Below are 17,476 nucleotides of genomic sequence, written 5' to 3'. Positions count from 1 at the left end.
GCTCCTCCGATGAGTTAACTATTATACGGCGTTCGATTTTATCCTGCAGCTTTTTACTTTTAATACGACGTTGTGGTTTGAAATTAGACAGATGTTCAAACTAGGCCTGTATTTTGCTTTGTCATGTGATAGGTTTACGTTTTCTCAAACCCACTTATACACTTGTTTGAGTAATGAAAAGATGACAGGGAGAGACACATGCGTGTTTTGGTAACGGGTGGTATGGGCTACATTGGCAGCCACACTTGTGTACAAATGATTGAAGCGGGCCTGACTCCTATTATTGTTGATAATCTCTACAACAGTAAGAAGTCAGTACTGGCTCGTATCGAAAAGCTGACAGGCGTATCACCGGCCTTTTTTGAAGGCGATATCCGGGACCGTGCTTTTCTTGATAGCGTCTTTGCTGAAAACCAAATTGAAGCGGTGATTCATTTTGCCGGTCTGAAAGCGGTTGGCGAATCGGTGGAAAAACCACTGGAATATTACGACAACAACGTTCACGGTACACTGGTATTGGTTGAAGCAATGCGAGCGGCAGGCGTGAACAGTCTGATCTTCAGTTCTTCTGCCACGGTTTACGGTGATCCGGCGTCCGTACCTATCATGGAAAACTTTCCGACCAGCGCAACCAATCCTTACGGCCGCAGTAAGCTGATGGTGGAAGAGTGCCTGACTGATATTCAGACAGCCCACCCGGAAATGAGCATTACGCTGCTGCGTTATTTCAACCCGGTGGGTTCTCATCAGTCGGGTGAAATGGGCGAAGATCCGCAGGGTATTCCTAATAATCTGATGCCATTTATTTCGCAGGTTGCTGTTGGTCGTCGTGAGTTTCTGTCTGTCTTCGGTGATGATTACCCAACGGTGGACGGTACAGGTGTGCGTGATTATATTCATGTACTGGATCTGGCCGATGGCCACTTAGCCGCACTGAAATACAAAGGCCGTGAACCTGGGCTGCATGTGTATAACCTGGGAACTGGTAACGGTTACAGTGTGTTGCAGATGGTCGAAGCTTTCTCGAAAGCATCTGGCGTTGATGTCGCCTATAAAATTGCACCACGTCGCCCGGGCGACATTGCAGAATGCTGGGCTGACCCAACCAAAGCCAAAGCAGAGTTGCACTGGGAAGCGACCCGTACGATTGATGATATGACAGCGGATACCTGGCGCTGGCAGTCAGCGAACCCGACCGGCTATCCGGATTTGTAACCCCGTTTCTTCTGCTCTGAAATGGGTTGATACAGCTAAATGTATCAGTGTTTACATTGAAAAAGCCCGCGCAGTTTTGCGCGGGCTTTTTTGCTTCATTTTGCTCTCAGATTTTATAAACCAGCGTGGCCTGAATTAATGCATCTTTATAACGATGCTCTTCTTTCCGATAAGCGAAAGGAGAGGCACTGAGCTCACTTCTGGTAAGGCTTGATAAGTGCAAAAGCGATCAGGCTGGTAAGGGCGCCTAATGTATCAGCCAGCATATCTTGCTGAGCATCCCAGATATCGCCCTGACTGCCAAGAAATTCAATCCCTGCGTCACCACCGGCCAGAATGGCGTACCACCATTCGATGATTTCATATCCTGCAGCAACAGCCATAATGGCAGTCAGGCCAAACAAACCGGCCAGCCAGGGTTTGCAATGTCCTTTACGGGTCAGAAATTCAGCAATAGGAAATGCATAAAAACCAATAGAAAAGTGGGCTATACGGTCGAAATGATTGCGCTCGGAACCAACCAGGTTGTTAAACCAGTCGAATGGCACGTTAGCAAACGTGTAGTGGGCTCCAATGGTATGCATAATGAGCCAGACCGACATAAAACAATACGCAGTATGCGAAAAAGAAAAAAGGCGGTAGGTCAGTACCAGTGGAATAAAAATGAGTAAGACCGGAATAATTTCCGCGATCCATACTTGCGGAAAGACTGGATTGATGCCAGACCAAATAATGGTTGAGGTAATCAGCAATGCCAGAAGCAAAGGGAATCCGATACTTTCAGAGGTCATTGTTTTTGTTGTCATATAAGACATCCTGTTCTTCGTAAGATGAATAAATAATACAGTGTTTTATTTGTTATTCAACCCTCAATCTGATTCTACTATAAGCGCTTTCAGGGTTTTTAAATGTATCTCAATATGAGGTTGAAGGCATATATACTGGCATTGCTTTGTCAGAAAATGATGGTCAGAAACTGATTCCAAAGAAAAATTTGACAGAATCGGATGCAGAGGGCAGGGCTGGTCAAGGAAATCAGACCCAATCAAAACGAAAGTGGATATCTCCGGACAGCCCTCTGTTACTGACTCTGGGTATAAAATAGCCCTTGTCAGGTTATGTTCATGAAATCCCGCTAGATATGGACGTTTTTCGTGTCTCACATCAGAATTATGGTATAATTCCCTGCTTAATAAATTTACTCTGGCGTGATTGTTATCACGTCTTGCATCACTGTATTGTTTTTGTTCATCTGAGAGCATCTTAACCGGAGCACCATTTTGCAATTTAACGATCTTGGATTAGACCAGCGCCTGATTTCAAAACTGAACCACCTGGCGTTCTATAAACCAACTGAAATTCAACAAGCTGCGATTCCTGTCGGTATCCTCGGCAAGGACGTGCTGGCTTCGTCTAAAACGGGCTCCGGTAAAACCCTGGCATTCTTGTTGCCAGCGATGCAGCGTATGTACCGCTGTAAGCCATTCACTCGTCGTGATCCTCGAGTGCTGGTTCTGACGCCAACCCGTGAACTGGCGAAGCAGGTTTTTGCTCAGCTGAAAACGCTAAACGCTGGTACACCGTATGACGGTGCTTTGATTGTTGGGGGGGAAAACTTCAATGATCAGGTTAAAGCCCTGCGTAAAGACCCGATGTTTGTTATTGCCACCCCGGGCCGTCTGGCTGACCACCTTGAGCACCGCAGCACACATCTGGATGGCTTGGAAATGCTGATTCTGGATGAAGCGGACCGTATGCTTGATCTGGGTTTTGAAGCGCAGTTGCGTCGTATTCACGAAGCTGCAAATCACCGTCGCCGTCAGACACTGATGTTCTCCGCGACACTGGATCATGCCGATGTGGTCAGCATCGCGAGTGACATGCTGAATGCACCAAAACGCATTTCTGTCGGCCACTCTGCCGAAGCGCATACCGACATTGCTCAGCGTTTCATGCTGTGTGATCACCTTGATCACAAGCAAGCGCTGTTAGATAAGTTGCTGGAAACAGAAGATTACGATCAGATGATCATCTTCACGGCGACACGAGCAGATACTGATCGTCTGACAACACTGCTGAACGAGCGCAAACTTAAAGCGGTAGCGTTGAGTGGTGAGATGAACCAGACTCAGCGTAACAACATCATGAGCCAGTTTGAACGTGACTGTCATAAAATTCTGGTGACGACGGATGTTGCATCACGTGGCTTGGACATCAGCAAGGTTTCACACGTTATCAACTTTGACATGCCTAAACATGCTGAAGAGTATGTTCACCGAATTGGTCGTACGGGCCGCGCCGGTAATAAAGGTGATGCGATTTCTCTGGTTGGTCCGAAAGACTGGAAGAGCTTCAAAAATGTAGAAGCTTTCCTGCAGCAATCGATTGAATTCACAACACTGGAAGGTCTGGAAGGCAAGTTCAAGGGCTTGAAACCGGCACCGAAGAAGAAGTTTGTGAAGAAGAAGCCGGGGCCAAAAGTTCAGGCACCTAAGAGCGACAAACCAGCTGCTGACAAACCGAAGAAGAAGATGGATAAGCGCTTCTACGACAACATGGCTGTGGGTGATAACGTGTTTGTGCCTAAAAAGCGCAGGCCTGAAACACCGTCTGCTGACGAAGAGTAATTCAGCGTCAATCAAAGACCACTCAATGAAAAATGCCAGTCAAGTGACTGGCATTTTTTTGTGTTTTGCTTGACTGTCTCGGTTAAGCGTGTGGTTGCTCAAGGTGTTTAGCCAGTGCCCTCATAAAGCGCGCTGCTTCACCGCCGGTACAGGCTCGGTGATCGAAGGTCATCGACAGCGGCAAGACTTTCACCATGACCGGTTTGCCGTTTTTCAATGCGACGCGTTCAATAATGCGTCCGGCACCAACAATGGCGACCTGAGGTGGCGTCACAACCGGTGTGGCATAAATACCGGCGATAGCGCCAAAATTCGACAGGGTGATTGTCGCATGTTGAAGTTGATCACGGCCAATCTTGCGCTCACGAATACCTTTGACGGTTTCGTCCACCCACTGACGAATAGCGTTAGCCTTGTACTCATCCGCATTTCTCAGCACGGGTACATACAAGCCGTGTTTGCTGTCAACGGCTACACCAATGTTGACGGTCTGATGTACACAACGGGTCATGGTTTCAGCATCGAACCAGGCATTGAGTGCCGGCTCTTGCTGACAGGCATCAACAATGGCTAATACCAGACGAGCTGTAATGTCTTCTCCCGGCTTCCATTGATCCAGCGTGGCATCTTCAGTAATGGTTACCGCTGCAATCTGCTTGTGCGATTCCGCCATGGCGCCCACCATCGTGCGACGGGCACCTTTGAGGACTTCAGTACCAGGCAATTGTTTGTCGCAGGCGTTATATACGTCAGCATCAATAATCACACCCGAAGGGCCTGTTCCTTTAATGGCATTCAGATCCACGCCCAGCTTTTGTGCCAGTAAACGTGCGGAAGGCATAGCTGTAAGCTGGTGAACAGCAGCCGTTTCACGCTCATTGCCAACCCAGAACTCATCGACATTCACCGCGTGTGCATGACTGGCGACACTGCCGACAACGGTAGCGGCATCCGCTTTTTTCGCAGTTGCGTGTGTTGCAGCCTGGCTGGCTTTCTGTTTCACAGTTGCGGAAGCTGCTGTTGCATCATCAATTTCCAGCAACAGACTGCCGATATTGATCACATCACCTTCTTCCCCGTGACGGCTGACGATTTTGCCGCTGTATGGGGCAGGGACATCAACGGTGGCTTTAGCGGTTTCAACGGTTAGCACGATTTGATCAACTTCGACGATATCACCGACTTTGACGTGCCATTCAACAATTTCAGACTCTGCCAGACCTTCCCCTAAGTCAGGGAGCATAAATGTTTTCATTTCCAACCCTCCACCAGCTCGCGCGCCGCTGCAACAATATCTTCTTCCTGAATCATGAAATAATCTTCGTTTCGGTAATAAGGCATGATGGTATCCGGCCCGGTCACCCGCTTAGGTGGGGCTTTCAGCAGGCACATGTCATGTTCTGCAATACGGGCGAGGATCTCAGCGCCGACACCGCATGTCTGGCAGGCTTCATGCACAACCAGCAAGCGGCCTGTCCGCGCCAGTGACGCCGTAATGGTTGCCATATCGAGAGGTTTAATTGTGGCTACATCAATCACTTCAGCTTCAATGCCTACTTTGGACAAGGCACTGGCAGCTTTCAGTGATTCCACTACGCAGGCCCCCCAGGTCACCAGTGTCAAATCGCGGCCTTTACGCAGCGTAAAACAGGTATTGAGTGGTAAAGCCTGACCGTTATCGATCACTTCGGATTTCACCGTGCGATAGATACGTTTTGGCTCAAAGAACATGATTGGATCGTTACTGCGAATTGCCGCCAGCAATAACCCGTAAGCACGCTGAGGTGAAGAGGGGATAACCACACTCATGCCGGGAGTATGAGCAAATATAGTTTCCACGCTCTCAGAGTGATGCTCCGGTGCATGAATGCCCCCACCATAAGGGGCACGAAAAACTGCCGGGCAAGTCAGACGACCACGGGTACGGTTACGCATTCGCGCCGCATGGCAAATCAGATGTTCCATTGCCGGAAAAACAAAGCCCTGGAACTGAAACTCAGCGACCGGGCGTAGCCCTTGTGTGGCCATACCGACAGCTACGCCGCCAATAAGGGCTTCGGCTAACGGTGTATCAATGACGCGTTTCACGCCAAACCTATCTTTCAGGCCAACGGTAGCTCGGAATACCCCACCGTTATCGCCCACGTCTTCCCCAAGCACAACAACATTCGGGTCGTGTGTCATTTCATGATGGAGCGCGAGGTTGACCGCTTCCAGTAGAGTAATTTCAGCCATGCTGGCCTCCCTGCATGCGCATTGCTTTATTGATGATGAGATCCCGTTGTTTGAGAAGTTCTGAGTCTAACGATTCGTAAAGGAAATCAAAGGCAGACTCAGGCGGCTGAGGGATAATCGCCAGGTATTTTTCGACAACATTTTCGATGACATCCTTGCAATGCTGTTGCCATTGTTTGTCTTCTTCATCTGACCACGCTGATTGAGAAACCAGGTACTTTCTCAGACGTGAGATAGGTTCGTACTGCCAGGCTTGCTGGAGTTCATCTTCACTGCGATAACGGGTGGCATCATCAGCTGTGGTGTGATCACTGAGGCGGTAACTGACCGCTTCTACCAGAGTGGCTCCTTTTCCTTTCCGAGCTTTGTCCAGTTTTTTCAGCAACACGTCATACATGGCAACAATGTCGTTACCATCGACGGTGATCCCTTCAATACCTGCACCTTTGGCTTTATCAGACAGGAATTCAGCACCGCACTGAATAGTACGGGGAACGGAAATGGCCCATTGGTTGTTGTTAATGACAAATACCAGAGGGATGTTCCATGCGCCCGCACAGTTTAACGATTCCAGAAAATCCCCTTTGGACGTTGCGCCGTCACCACAGGTAACAAGTGCAGCATGATGCTGCCCCTGAATTTTCAGGGCAGCGGCAACGCCGACAGCATGTGTACATTGGGTTGCAATTGGAACGCAGTAAGGCAGATCCCGGCAATGTTGATCGTTGGGAGAGAAGTCGCTGCCGCGTTCATCGCCGCCCCAATATTGAAGGTTTTTTTCCATACCAATGCCGCGTGCCCACATAGCAGGCAAGTCACGATAGTAAGGAATGAAAACGTCGGTGGATTTCAGTGCGCGACCTACCGCAATACCGATCGCCTCCGCACCCAGACCTGATGGGTAAGTCCCCAATTTCCCGGTGCGTTGCAAAGCAACAGCTTTGTTGTCATAGGTGCGCGCCAGCACCATATCACAATAGAATCCTTTCAATGTGGCAATATCAGCCCACGCTGGCAGGGGGTTTACCAGTTGACCCTCATGGTCAATAAAGCGATGCATAGGCATAGCCTGGACATTCATTGTTAGCTCCTTCTGTAGCTGCCTCAAAGAGGCGGACAGCAATGCAAAGAGCGCGCCGGGGTAGACAATAATTAGTTTGGGCACTGCATGGCGCACTCGATAGTAGTAATTGTAATCAAAATGTTAACGTCTGCTTTCGGTTGTTAAATTAAAATGAGTAAATAATTCTGTACACTTTGCTTTTTGGCAGCAGAATTGAATAAGCCATGCGACAGTTGTCTGACTCTTGAGACTTAGCGTTGTTACCCGGCGGTATCCGTCCGGATGGCGCATAATTACTGGCAGTCTAGGTGAAATGTGGGCACATTTCGGACAGGGTAAGACAGGATGTTGAAAGTCGATAAAAAAGGGTGACAGGTGTGCCTTGATTACCTGAAATCAGTCGTTTAGGTGTGCTATGAAAGGGTTCAGTTGTTTTGGGTTGTTATTCCTGGTTGCAGCCTGTACTTCTCAGGATAATATAGGTGATGTTGCAAATCAGAAAGCACAATATGTTGACGGAGAGTGTTACCATACCGGTGCGATGCAATCATTAACCGCATCCTTTGATCAGTATATGGATGAGCGAAATAGTGAGCTGAAATCGCTTCAGCCTGAATTAAGCGCAGAAAATTATGAACAGCTGGATTATGCGCTGAAACATTTTGTTAACTATTGGCATCAGTTGGAGCAGGAGCGTAATCAGGCTTGCGAGCTGCATGCCACCTGCCAGTTTGTCTGGCTAAAAAGTCCGGATTTACAGCGTGACAATGATTTTTGTGATGGGACAGATTTTGAATACAGTGTCAGCAGAGCGAAGCTGATTAATTTCTTTAATGACATCGAAAGGCTGCAACTTGAAAAAGCCGTGCCGTAAATTACCGTTATCTGGTCACGCTCTCGGGTAAATCGGTCTCTGGATTTGGCTCTAACGACGTGCTTTCTGGTCCGATTGGTCTCGGCAAAGCCGGGTTACAGCAATGCTGGGTTACAGTAAAGCCGGGCTACGAAATGCACTATATAGAATTACGGCATACATAATTACGGCATTCAGAAAATCTCTTACAGAAAGCCGCGTAACAAAGCGTTGGGATGACGTTAGACGGGCGCAAAAACGCAAAGCGAAAATTGTGGGTGTTCAGTCAGGGCTTAGGACAGGCCGTCGAGACGGTGAAGGCAAAACATAGCCAACAACCTTAGGCAGTGTTGCTTTATTGGTATTTCTGGTACAATCAGGCGTCTTTGGTCAGTTTCATCTTTTATGTCTTCATTCTCGGTAACCTGTCCGCATTGCGGGCGCTCTGCGGCATTAATGCCGAACTCTTTGTCAAACACACCTGATTGTCAGGGCTGTCAGAAACCACTTCTTGATGGTAAACCCGTTGAGGCTGATGCAAACCAGTTAACGCGTTTAATCCAATCGCCCAAACCGGTTGTGGTTGTTTTCTGGGGGAATCAATGCACCCCGTGTCAGACATTTAAACCCATTGTTGATCAGGTCGCGGCTCAACATCGTAATCATTACCGCTTTGTTCGTGTTAATTTAAATAAAAACAAAGTGTTGGCACAAAAGTACCGAATTCGTGGTGTACCGACTATTCTGATATTTAAGAAAGGTAAACAGCAGGCCGCATTACACACCGCGTTGCGAAAAAATGAATTTATTCGCTGGCTGAAGGATGCGATCCCTGCTTGATGGTATGTAAGCCATTGTGCTAATAGTATTAATGTAACAATCCTTTCGGATACTTACATCAAAGAGATTCAATGAATTATTCATCATTAACCCAGGGCTTATCCGGCCCAATCAAGATAAATGAGGAGGAGATTATGGCTACTAGCCGTAAATTTAGTAAGGAGCGTCTGGCGCTGAAAATGTCCCTGGCTGGTACTGTTGTTTTAGCCAGTCTCGGGGTGGGGTATGGATTGTATGTCGGATCCAATGCCATTCTTCTCGACGGCATGTTTTCACTTATGAGTATGGGGATGACAGGCCTTAGCCTGTATACCGCCTATCTCGTTGCAAAGCCTGACGATCATCACTTTCAGTTTGGTTATGCTCATATTGAACCGCTTATTAACGTCGTCAATGGCTTGCTCATCTTAGTGACCTGTTTGTTCGCGTTTATTAATGGTGTGCAAACCATTGTCAGCGGAGGACATGATATTGTCCTCGAACATGCGTTGATTTATGCGGTTATGTCGACTTTCTGTTGTTTTGGTATCTACTTTGCTGAAACGCATATTGCCAAAAAAGTGCAATCTGAGTTGGTGCGAGTAGACTCACAGGAATGGCTGATTGACGGTATTCTCAGTGCGGCAATTTTAGTCGGCTTCTTACTTGTAATGGCCCTGGATTCGTTGGGATATTCTCAATGGAACCGCTATGTGGACCCCATTCTGGTATCTGCGCTGTCTCTGGCGGCTGCAGTACTGCCAATTACTGTTTTACGTCGTAATCTGAAAGAAGTGCTTCTGGTTGCCCCGCAAGACGGTGTCCAGAAGAAAGTTGACCGTGTGATCGAAAAACTGGCGGAAGACTACCATTTCGAAGATTACACGCATCACTTTGCCAAGACAGGTCGTCAGTACGATCTGGAAGTGAATATCTTGGTTAAAGATGAAAAATATTGGACAACCACAAGACAGGATCAGGTTCGTCAAGTGCTTTGGGATGCTCTGCATGATCAACTCGGAGACACCTGGTTATCTGTGACCTTTACGGGACAGGCTCGTTGGCTCTAAAACTAACTTGTCTCATATAGTCAGTGATTGGTAGTGATAAAAAGGGCGGAAACGCCCTTTTTTAATGCGCTTGCATTATGTGCGTTATGTCGATTTAACGGTACGTGTTAAGTGGACAATACATCTTAATGAAGCAAACACCTGCTAATGAAAGGATGGTTGAAACCCAATGCTTAATCAGCGTCGTTGGCAAGATGTACATCCCCGACATGCCTGCCGTGTATGTTTGTCCAACCGAGATCGCTGAATTTTGCAGTAGGCATTTTTCAGGGCACGACGCGCAGCAAACCAGTCTTTAGGTTTTTCCAGTATCAGATAGCCATTAAATGACTTCACCAATTGGATTCGGTACTCATTGATAAACTTGCTATCGTAGCCAATGTCAAAGTAATCGAGGGCTTGCTCGATAGACGTAAAATTAGCAACGACGCTTTGAATGTCAGTTTTACTCATATTTGGCGCATAGAGTCAGTTCAGGCAGAGAAACTATCATAGGGGGAATGAATCGGCTTTGATTTAGTTCCTGTATATTGTGTATTTTCTTGGGTATGTATTCAGCGGCTAAAGCGTCTCTCGAACACGGTGAGAGAATTTTCTCTTGATTGCTTACTGTCCGTTGCTGTTGCCGGTCGGAAACGGTGGCTGAAATGACGGAAATTTTCGTACGATTAGATTATCTAATTTGAGACAGTAAGAATAATCACTCATTCTTATCTGGTTATTTTTTCTCAATCAGAACAGAATATATAGGTAAGTTATCTGCCTGACAGTTACCCATTTTTACATGCTGTTTTGTGCCTTGTGACACGTTATTTTGGTACGCATACCAAGTGCTTTTATCGCTATTCTGGAAATTGTGCAATAACGTAAAATTATTGTTCATTGTGTCACAGTGCGATAACAATTCAGTAGATCTTTTGTTCGGTTCAGGTATCTTATTTCACGTCTAAAAATTGGCTTTGATGTGTGGGAGAGGCAATTTTTAGACCTTTGGTTTGATGTGTTGGCAGCTCTATTAAGAGCATAATCTCAAAGGTTTAAGGTATTCTCATGGAAACCCTGTTAGTTGTAGCATTCATCGTCGGTGCAGTATTCATCATTTTGAAAGAAAAACGTTGCACCAAAGATTTGGATTACTCTCGGGACTCCCTGTAATCGAACACGCTCGACATTGCAGTTAACCGTTAAAGCGCCTGAGGGCGCTTTTTGTTTTTATATTGCTTTGTAACGAGCATGTGTGGTTTACGTCTTTGCCGTACATAGCTGAAAGCTGTTAGACACGATAGATGATTTTGTATTAGCCATTGTGGTGAAGCAGGCAAAATCATCTGGCGTTAAAAAATCTGGGCAGCAAGAAAAGTTTTAAGTTTACACCTTTTCTATCAATCGGTTATCACTCACGGTTGTGACCTATATCTCGACAAATTGTTAAATGCACTCTTGTTAATATGCTCTTTAATGAATATTGTTATTTGCCTGCTTCGTAAATGTCACCGGGTTGTTCAATGCTGATGTAATCCGATGAAAAAACAGATACCGAGCGAATCGATTAGTTGATGATTCTGACCCTGTCGTCAGGATTGTTTGGTTTGAGTTTGCGGTAAATATGCAATTGAAAGATTTCTGCCATCTTGATGACGGTATCAGTCGTCGATTTGGAACGTGGATGACGCAATACTATTACGTTTCCCTTATTTTTGTTCTGAGTATCGCGTTTGCCTGTTCCTTGTTTAATGGTTATGCCTCAAGGCAATATGTTCGATATTTAGTTGCTTCTGATGTGGAACAGACCTTAAGTTATTATTCCAGCCAGATTACTCACTATCCTGAAAAGCTCAGTCAATTAGCCTCCGTCTTTGAATTTAATTGCCTTGAGCAGGATCGTCGCCAACTTCAGCAATTAACCTATCACGATTATTTGATTCGCCGGATGCGTTTACAGTTGCCGGATGGCCGTCATTGCAACAGCATGGAAAGTATTGAGCCGGAAAGACAACTACTTCCTTTGGTGTCTTCGCTCAGAGAGGGCGTTGGGCTGTGGGTGGCGAACGAAGCCCACAGTAACGAACAGTTGCTGGTCGTAGAGAAGCACGTTGAGAAAGGCAAGTTGTTGGTGTACCTGGAACCGCTGATCTCAGATTCACTCCGAGATAAGTACTGTACCAGTTGTTTGCTGGTGGCGGTGTCTGCTGAATTGAATCCGACTGTGGTGCTGATGCGGGGCGATATCAGCCTGTTACAGAACCCGCCACTGATGAGTTTCCCGTTGATCGATAGACTGACTGTAAAAGTCTATGTTCAGTCCGCTTTAATGGATAGCTATCGCCAGGCTTTCTGGTTGCCGCTGTTTTTAATGGGTGTTTTTCTGGGGGGAGCGATTCTTGCTGGTCACCGACTCATTCAAAGTCGTAAGCTCTCGCTACATGCACTGGTGGATGAAGGTCTGGCGAAGCAGGAATTTATTCCTTTTTACCAGCCTATTGTCGATGTGGCATCAAACACCCTGTACGGCTGTGAAATGTTGGCGCGTTGGCAACGCCCTGATAATGAAATGATTTCTCCGATGGAATTTATCCCTTACGTCGAGAAAAGTGGTCAGATATTCCCTATTACCGATCAGCTCATTACCAAAGCGGTGAACGAAATCAGTAAACTGAACTGGCAGCAAACACAGCAGGTACTCAGCATTAATGTGATTCCAGACCATCTGGAAAGCCATGAAATCATGGAAAAGTCACTGGCGCTTTTGTACCGTTCTCAGATATCACCACGGCAAATCGCATTTGAAGTTACAGAGCGAAAGCAGTTTACGGATTTGGCAATGGCGTCAGATGTGATTGATTTGCTCAGAAGTAAAGGGGTAGACGTCAAGCTGGATGACGTGGGGACAGGGTATGGAGGGTTTAGTTACATTCAGCAACTGAACATCCGGAGTCTGAAAATCGACAAGATGTTCGTTGAGACCATTGGGACCAGTGATATCAAACTGTCACTCCTTGATTCCATCATTGCTTTTGGCCGGGAGGCTGGAATGGAAATGATTGCAGAAGGCGTTGAAACGCTGGAGCAGTCAATGTATCTGGCTCAGCGGGGAGTCAACTTACAGCAAGGTTTCTACTTTGGTAAGCCAATGAATTTTCAGGATTTCGCGTATTTCTGTAAGTCGATGGCGGCAAATCGACGGACTGGGGATGATCCGGTGGAAATGGGTTAAGCCAATAGACTAATAACAGTCGTCTACATTATAGGTTTTGATTAAAGATTTTTTTGTTAGTGAATGGCCGCATTATGCGGCCATTCAAATGGTTGAAGCGCTCGGTGTCTTGTAATAAAACCCTACTAAGCCCTTCGAAATGGTCAGCACCCAGAGCGCCGCTCATCACAGATTGATCAGGCGTTTTTTTCGCGCCATTCTTCTGTTAAGCGAGAAATACGTTGTTGCGTTTCCTGCCACATGCGCGATGCGGTGAGTTCGCTGTATTCTCCGGTCGATTTTTTACACAGTGTCTCTAGGCTCGGTACCTGCGTTTGCGGCAGCCCATCCAGAGCCTGGATGGCGCCTTCGCGGTTATTGCAAAGCATGACCATATCGCAGCCTGCTTGCTGTGCCGCGATGGCCCGGTCACCATAACTACCCAGTACGTCTGCACCCTTCATGTTCAGGTCATCAGAAAAAATGACACCATTGAACTTCAGGTCATGACGCAGTACTTGTTTAAGCCAGTATTCAGAACCGCTGGCTGGCGCGCTATCGAAGTGGTCGAAAACGACATGTGCTGGCATCATTGCATCCAGCAGATTTTGTTCAATCAGCGCTTTAAAAACCGTCATATCGTGAGATTTGATTGAATCGCGAGAATCAACAGGCGTTTCCAGATGAGAATCGGCGATTACACCGCCATGGCCCGGGAAGTGTTTGCCGGTGGCTGCCATGCCTGCCTGTTTCATTCCTTTGATAAATTGGCTGGCATAGCGAATCACTTGCTGAGGCTGATCCGAGAATGCGCGATCACCAATTGCTTTACAGTCAAAACCAAGATCCAGTACCGGAGCCAGACTCAGATCAATATCCATAGCCAGTAGTTCGGCTGCCATCAGCCAGCCACCGTCCTGTGCCAATTCCAACCCCTGTGCGTGAGACGCAAATGCTTTGGCAGGAGGAAGCAAGGTAAATTCATCACGGAAGCGTTGTACTCGGCCACCTTCCTGATCGACAGCAATCAGAAAAGGTCGATTTGCTGTTTTGCGGATCTCTTTGGTCAGCGCTCTGAGTTGCTGACGGTTGTGGTAGTTGCGTGCAAAGAAAATGATCCCGCCGACAGTCGGGTGCTGGATAATTTCACGATCTTCTGCATCAAGTTCATAGCCTGAAATATCAAGCATTAAAGGACCCATAAGGTCTCCTCAGGTAAGGCCATTAATGGTTCCCATTATGCCTTAAATGGAACGTGGTAAACATAGTGGCGATGATAAAGGCGATGGCTGCTTTGATTAACTTTAAGTGATGGTGATCACTTTTTATTGAAAACCAATGATAACAATTAAGCGAAAATGTGATCTGTATTGATGTTTGGAGCGGGTGATTTCATTACACTGCACCCTTAGCAAACATTGAGAGAGTGGGATATGTCTGTACTAGTGGCGATTGCAATTACAACCGGAATCTTATCTGGTGTGTGGGGCTGGGTTGCTGTTTCTTTAGGGCTTCTGAGCTGGGCGGGCTTTTTGGGCTGCACAACGTATTTCGCGTCCCCTAAAGACGGAATCAAAGGGCTTGGCCTGAGCATTGCTACCAATATGAGCGGCGTATTCTGGGCTATGATGATCATCTATCTGTCACAGCTGGCAAGCCTTGAAATTATTGGTTACATTGTCACTGCTGTTGTCGCGTTTTTGATGTGTGTGCAGGCAAAGAAATCGTGGTTGAGCTTTATTCCGGGGACGTTTATTGGTTCTTGCGCCACATTTGCCGCCTCTGGTGACTGGAAGCTGGTAGTACCTTCACTGATCTTGGGGGCCGTATTCGGCTATACCATGAAAACCTCTGGTCTATGGTTGCAGCAGCGGTTGGCACCCAAAACGAACCTGGCTACGGCAGAGCAAAACTGACTCTCTCAAAGAAATAAAAAATATAGAAATAAAGAAATAGAGTTAAAACGATTTAAAAATGCCGCCCCGAAATGGGCGGCATTTTGATTTCAGGATAATCACTATTCGGATAAGTGTTAGCCGGAATGTCAGAGGCAAGGAATATGCTGTGCGACAGTGAGTGTCTTAAGCGGCCTGAATACTTTTTCAGCGTCCACCTTATTTGCCAGAACACAAACCCTGAACCCGTCGCTGAGATGTTTTTCGACTTGATTAAACAGGCTTTGTTCGTCATAAGGGGCGCGGTCGGCATCACGGCGACATAAATCAACAAAGATATCTTCTGCTTCTCCGGGAAATAGGACAAATTCCGATTGCTGCATCAGACGTAGGGCCTTGAGAGTCAGAAGTTCGGGATCATCCCCGGTTTCAATAAGATACAACGCGCCGCCAGAAGGTGCGGTTGCACATAGCAGGGTTGTAAATACCTCGTCGAGTTCATGTTCACAGTTGGCCAGCTCAACGTGGGGGTGACGAAAAAAGATCTCCCAAAATTTCCGCCGTTCATCTACCGTCTTGAAGTGTTCCTTTATTCTGTCACGCTGTTTACCCGCATAGTCAGCCAATAGACTGAGATTCTGTGGCAGTTGTGTTTCCAGCTTTTCCCTCAAAAACCGAACCAGAACCGGGGATGCACCGCCGCTGGATACCGCAACTTGGATCGGGCTTCGGTCAATGATCGATGGGGTAATAAAGTGGCAGTACTGGCGGTCATCAACCACATTGGCCCAGATCCCCCGGGCTTCCGCATCGGTATAAATGGATTGGTTGAGAGCACGGTTGTTGGTGGTTACCCAAACCTGATCGGCGTGGTCGAGTACTGAAGGTTGGTATACGTCATTATTCCAGTGAATTTTTCCAGCTTGTTCCAGTCGTTCCAGATGCGGGTGCAGTTCGGGGGACGTCACCGTGATATCGGCGTCAGCCTTGAGCAATAAGTCGACTTTCCGGCATGCCACTTCGCCACCACCAATAACACTGATTTTTCTTCCTTTAAGTGAGAGAAAAATGGGAAAGTAGTCCATTAAGTTGATTCCTCGTTGAATGGTGGATGTTATTAATTTGCTGATTATTAAGGAGGCTTTTTCTGTTAGCCAGTATAAATGGGTGAAAATATGGCTTACGGAAACATTTGGAAACAAATTAAAACTTAAACCTGTCTCTGAGCTGAAGACATTCAGCTTCTATTAAACCCTCAATTGTTAGTGTTTCCGCACGATTTTTATTCTCCCCTGAATATGGGCATTTTCGCCTGAGTAGTGCAAAGCCTCGGTCACTTCTCTGGATTTATGTTTATTTTATCAATTATATATGGTCGGCAATATGAATAAAAAATTAGTGATTGCAACACTAATCAGCTCAGCCTTGCTTGTTGGTTGTGGTGAGCAATCTACAGGTCAATCACCAGCAGCTAGCCCACTGGTTGTGGCACAGCCGGTGACGGTGATTGACTATCAACAGGGTAAACAGTTTGTGGGCAGAACGGAAGCCATTGAAGATGTGGCCATCTCTGCGCAGGTATCCGGCTATTTGAAGTCACGCTCTTTTAAAGAAGGGGAGATCGTACACAAAGGTCAGGTACTGTTTGAAATTGAACCGGCAGCCTATGAAGCTAAACTGGCCAGTGCCAAGGCAGCCATCGCTCAGGCGGAAGCCTCATTGAAACGCGCAAATCTCGATTGGCAGCGAGCAGAGAACTTGTTGCCCAAAGGAAGTATCAGCAAAGCGGAGTATGATCGTCTGACGGCAGAAAAGCTGCATGCAGAAGCGCAATTGAAAGCGGCCAATGCACAGGTAAAAGCGGCGGAGGTGGACTTGTCTTATACCCGAATTTCTGCGCCTTTTACCGGCCGAATCAGTGACAGCAAAGTGAGTATCGGCGATCTGGTTTCACCGGGCTCCGGTATTTTAACTACGTTGGTCAGCCTGGATCCGATACAGGCATCATTTAATGTCAGTGAGCGTCAGCGTCTGGAGTTGGGGATTGACAGCCTTGATGGGGCGGGTCGGGGACAGAACGATGTGGAAGTGGTACTGACTCTGACAAATGGCGAAACATACAGTGAACTGGGTGTGGTGGACTTTATCGGAAACCGTATTGACCTTAAAACAGGCACCATTGCAATGCGCGCCAATTTTGCCAACCCGGATCAGGAATTGTTACCCGGTCAGCATGTTCAGGTATTTTTGCGTGAAAAAGAGCCGGTTAAGCGCATGGTCATCCCTCGCCGAGCGGTGCAAAGCGATCTGGAAGGGGATTTCGTCATGGTACTGGCAGAAGGGAATATCGCTGAACGCCGGAATGTTGTGCTGGGACCTCAAACTGAACATGGTGTGATCATTACCGACGGCCTTGCGGACAGTGATGTGGTTCTGACTAAAGGTTTGCAGCGTGTCAGAAACGGCATGACAGTTCGACTGGAAAACGATGAGGCGCAGGAATAAT

15 protein-coding genes are annotated in these 17,476 nt (G+C 47.0%); 8 read left to right on the top strand and 7 right to left on the bottom strand.

All coding sequences use genetic code 11. The features are described from left to right. Positions 1-198: 198 nt before the first annotated feature. Positions 199-1,215, top strand: coding sequence for a UDP-glucose 4-epimerase GalE (galE, locus tag PGW97_RS20485; RefSeq protein ID WP_217393456.1), 1,017 nt, complete (start codon positions 199-201; stop codon positions 1,213-1,215). A 194-nt stretch (positions 1,216-1,409) separates the two neighbouring features. On the opposite strand, the gene PGW97_RS20480 is transcribed toward galE, so the two are convergent. After that, positions 1,410-2,021 carry a DUF2238 domain-containing protein gene (locus tag PGW97_RS20480; RefSeq protein ID WP_443147138.1) on the bottom strand — a complete coding sequence of 204 codons (612 nt, stop codon included), beginning with the start codon at positions 2,019-2,021 and terminating at the stop codon, positions 1,410-1,412. A 474-nt stretch (positions 2,022-2,495) separates the two neighbouring features. On the opposite strand from PGW97_RS20480, the gene PGW97_RS20475 reads away from it, so the two are divergent. Continuing rightward, entirely contained in the window at positions 2,496-3,842 is a 1,347-nt protein-coding gene (locus PGW97_RS20475; RefSeq protein WP_273860593.1) for a DEAD/DEAH box helicase, read from the top strand. Between the two features lie 82 nt (positions 3,843-3,924). On the opposite strand, the gene PGW97_RS20470 is transcribed toward PGW97_RS20475, so the two are convergent. The 3 genes from PGW97_RS20470 to pdhA are packed head-to-tail and all read right to left on the bottom strand — an operon-like array spanning position 3,925 to position 7,158. Beyond that, positions 3,925-5,097, bottom strand: coding sequence for a dihydrolipoamide acetyltransferase family protein (locus PGW97_RS20470; RefSeq protein WP_273860592.1), 1,173 nt, complete (start codon positions 5,095-5,097; stop codon positions 3,925-3,927). After that, positions 5,094-6,077: an alpha-ketoacid dehydrogenase subunit beta gene (locus PGW97_RS20465; RefSeq protein ID WP_273860591.1), complete on the bottom strand. Its 984-nt coding sequence runs from the start codon at positions 6,075-6,077 to the stop codon at positions 5,094-5,096. The genes PGW97_RS20470 and PGW97_RS20465 overlap by 4 nt, the downstream gene beginning before the upstream one ends. Then, positions 6,070-7,158, bottom strand: a complete 1,089-nt coding sequence (gene pdhA / locus PGW97_RS20460; RefSeq protein ID WP_047885782.1) for a pyruvate dehydrogenase (acetyl-transferring) E1 component subunit alpha — start codon at positions 7,156-7,158, stop codon at positions 6,070-6,072. Before pdhA ends, PGW97_RS20465 begins: the two co-directional genes overlap by 8 nt. A gap of 397 nt (positions 7,159-7,555) precedes the next feature. Between pdhA and PGW97_RS20455 the strand changes: the two genes are divergently transcribed. The 3 genes from PGW97_RS20455 to PGW97_RS20445 all read left to right on the top strand — a co-directional run bounded on the left by PGW97_RS20455 (position 7,556) and on the right by PGW97_RS20445 (position 9,882). Beyond that, complete coding sequence (locus PGW97_RS20455) at positions 7,556-8,014, top strand: hypothetical protein (RefSeq protein WP_273860590.1); 459 nt, start codon at positions 7,556-7,558, stop codon at positions 8,012-8,014. Positions 8,015-8,398: 384 nt separating this feature from the next. Continuing rightward, positions 8,399-8,833, top strand: a complete 435-nt coding sequence (gene trxC / locus PGW97_RS20450) for a thioredoxin TrxC (protein WP_047885780.1) — start codon at positions 8,399-8,401, stop codon at positions 8,831-8,833. 71 nt (positions 8,834-8,904) lie between these two features. Further along, positions 8,905-9,882 (top strand): cation diffusion facilitator family transporter, encoded by a 978-nt coding sequence (locus PGW97_RS20445; RefSeq protein WP_242551900.1) that lies wholly within the window; start codon positions 8,905-8,907, stop codon positions 9,880-9,882. 177 nt (positions 9,883-10,059) lie between these two features. Here the strand turns inward: PGW97_RS20445 and PGW97_RS20440 are convergent, their stop codons facing one another. Then, positions 10,060-10,335: a nitrogenase-stabilizing/protective protein NifW gene (locus PGW97_RS20440; RefSeq protein WP_047885778.1), complete on the bottom strand. Its 276-nt coding sequence runs from the start codon at positions 10,333-10,335 to the stop codon at positions 10,060-10,062. 1,213 nt (positions 10,336-11,548) lie between these two features. On the opposite strand from PGW97_RS20440, the gene PGW97_RS20435 reads away from it, so the two are divergent. Then, positions 11,549-13,096, top strand: coding sequence for an EAL domain-containing protein (locus tag PGW97_RS20435; protein ID WP_273860589.1), 1,548 nt, complete (start codon positions 11,549-11,551; stop codon positions 13,094-13,096). Between the two features lie 176 nt (positions 13,097-13,272). Here PGW97_RS20435 and nagZ read toward each other — a convergent pair whose 3' ends face one another. Next, on the bottom strand, positions 13,273-14,277 hold the full coding sequence (nagZ, locus tag PGW97_RS20430; protein WP_273860588.1) for a beta-N-acetylhexosaminidase: 1,005 nt from the start codon (positions 14,275-14,277) through the stop codon (positions 13,273-13,275). A gap of 231 nt (positions 14,278-14,508) precedes the next feature. Here nagZ and PGW97_RS20425 point away from each other — a divergent pair, with 231 nt between their 5' ends. Further along, positions 14,509-14,991, top strand: a complete 483-nt coding sequence (locus tag PGW97_RS20425) for a DUF1097 domain-containing protein (RefSeq protein ID WP_273860587.1) — start codon at positions 14,509-14,511, stop codon at positions 14,989-14,991. Positions 14,992-15,119: 128 nt separating this feature from the next. Here PGW97_RS20425 and PGW97_RS20420 read toward each other — a convergent pair whose 3' ends face one another. After that, positions 15,120-16,055 (bottom strand): NAD(P)-dependent oxidoreductase, encoded by a 936-nt coding sequence (locus tag PGW97_RS20420; RefSeq protein WP_443147140.1) that lies wholly within the window; start codon positions 16,053-16,055, stop codon positions 15,120-15,122. Positions 16,056-16,353: 298 nt separating this feature from the next. Here PGW97_RS20420 and PGW97_RS20415 point away from each other — a divergent pair, with 298 nt between their 5' ends. Next, positions 16,354-17,475 (top strand): efflux RND transporter periplasmic adaptor subunit, encoded by a 1,122-nt coding sequence (locus PGW97_RS20415; protein WP_273860585.1) that lies wholly within the window; start codon positions 16,354-16,356, stop codon positions 17,473-17,475. Position 17,476: the final 1 nt, after the last annotated feature.

Origin of the sequence: Photobacterium sp. GSS17, assembly GCF_028621875.1 — a bacterium.
In the GTDB taxonomy this organism is placed as follows: Bacteria; Pseudomonadota; Gammaproteobacteria; order Enterobacterales; family Vibrionaceae; genus Photobacterium; species Photobacterium ganghwense.
This window is presented reverse-complemented; position numbering and strand designations above follow the sequence as displayed.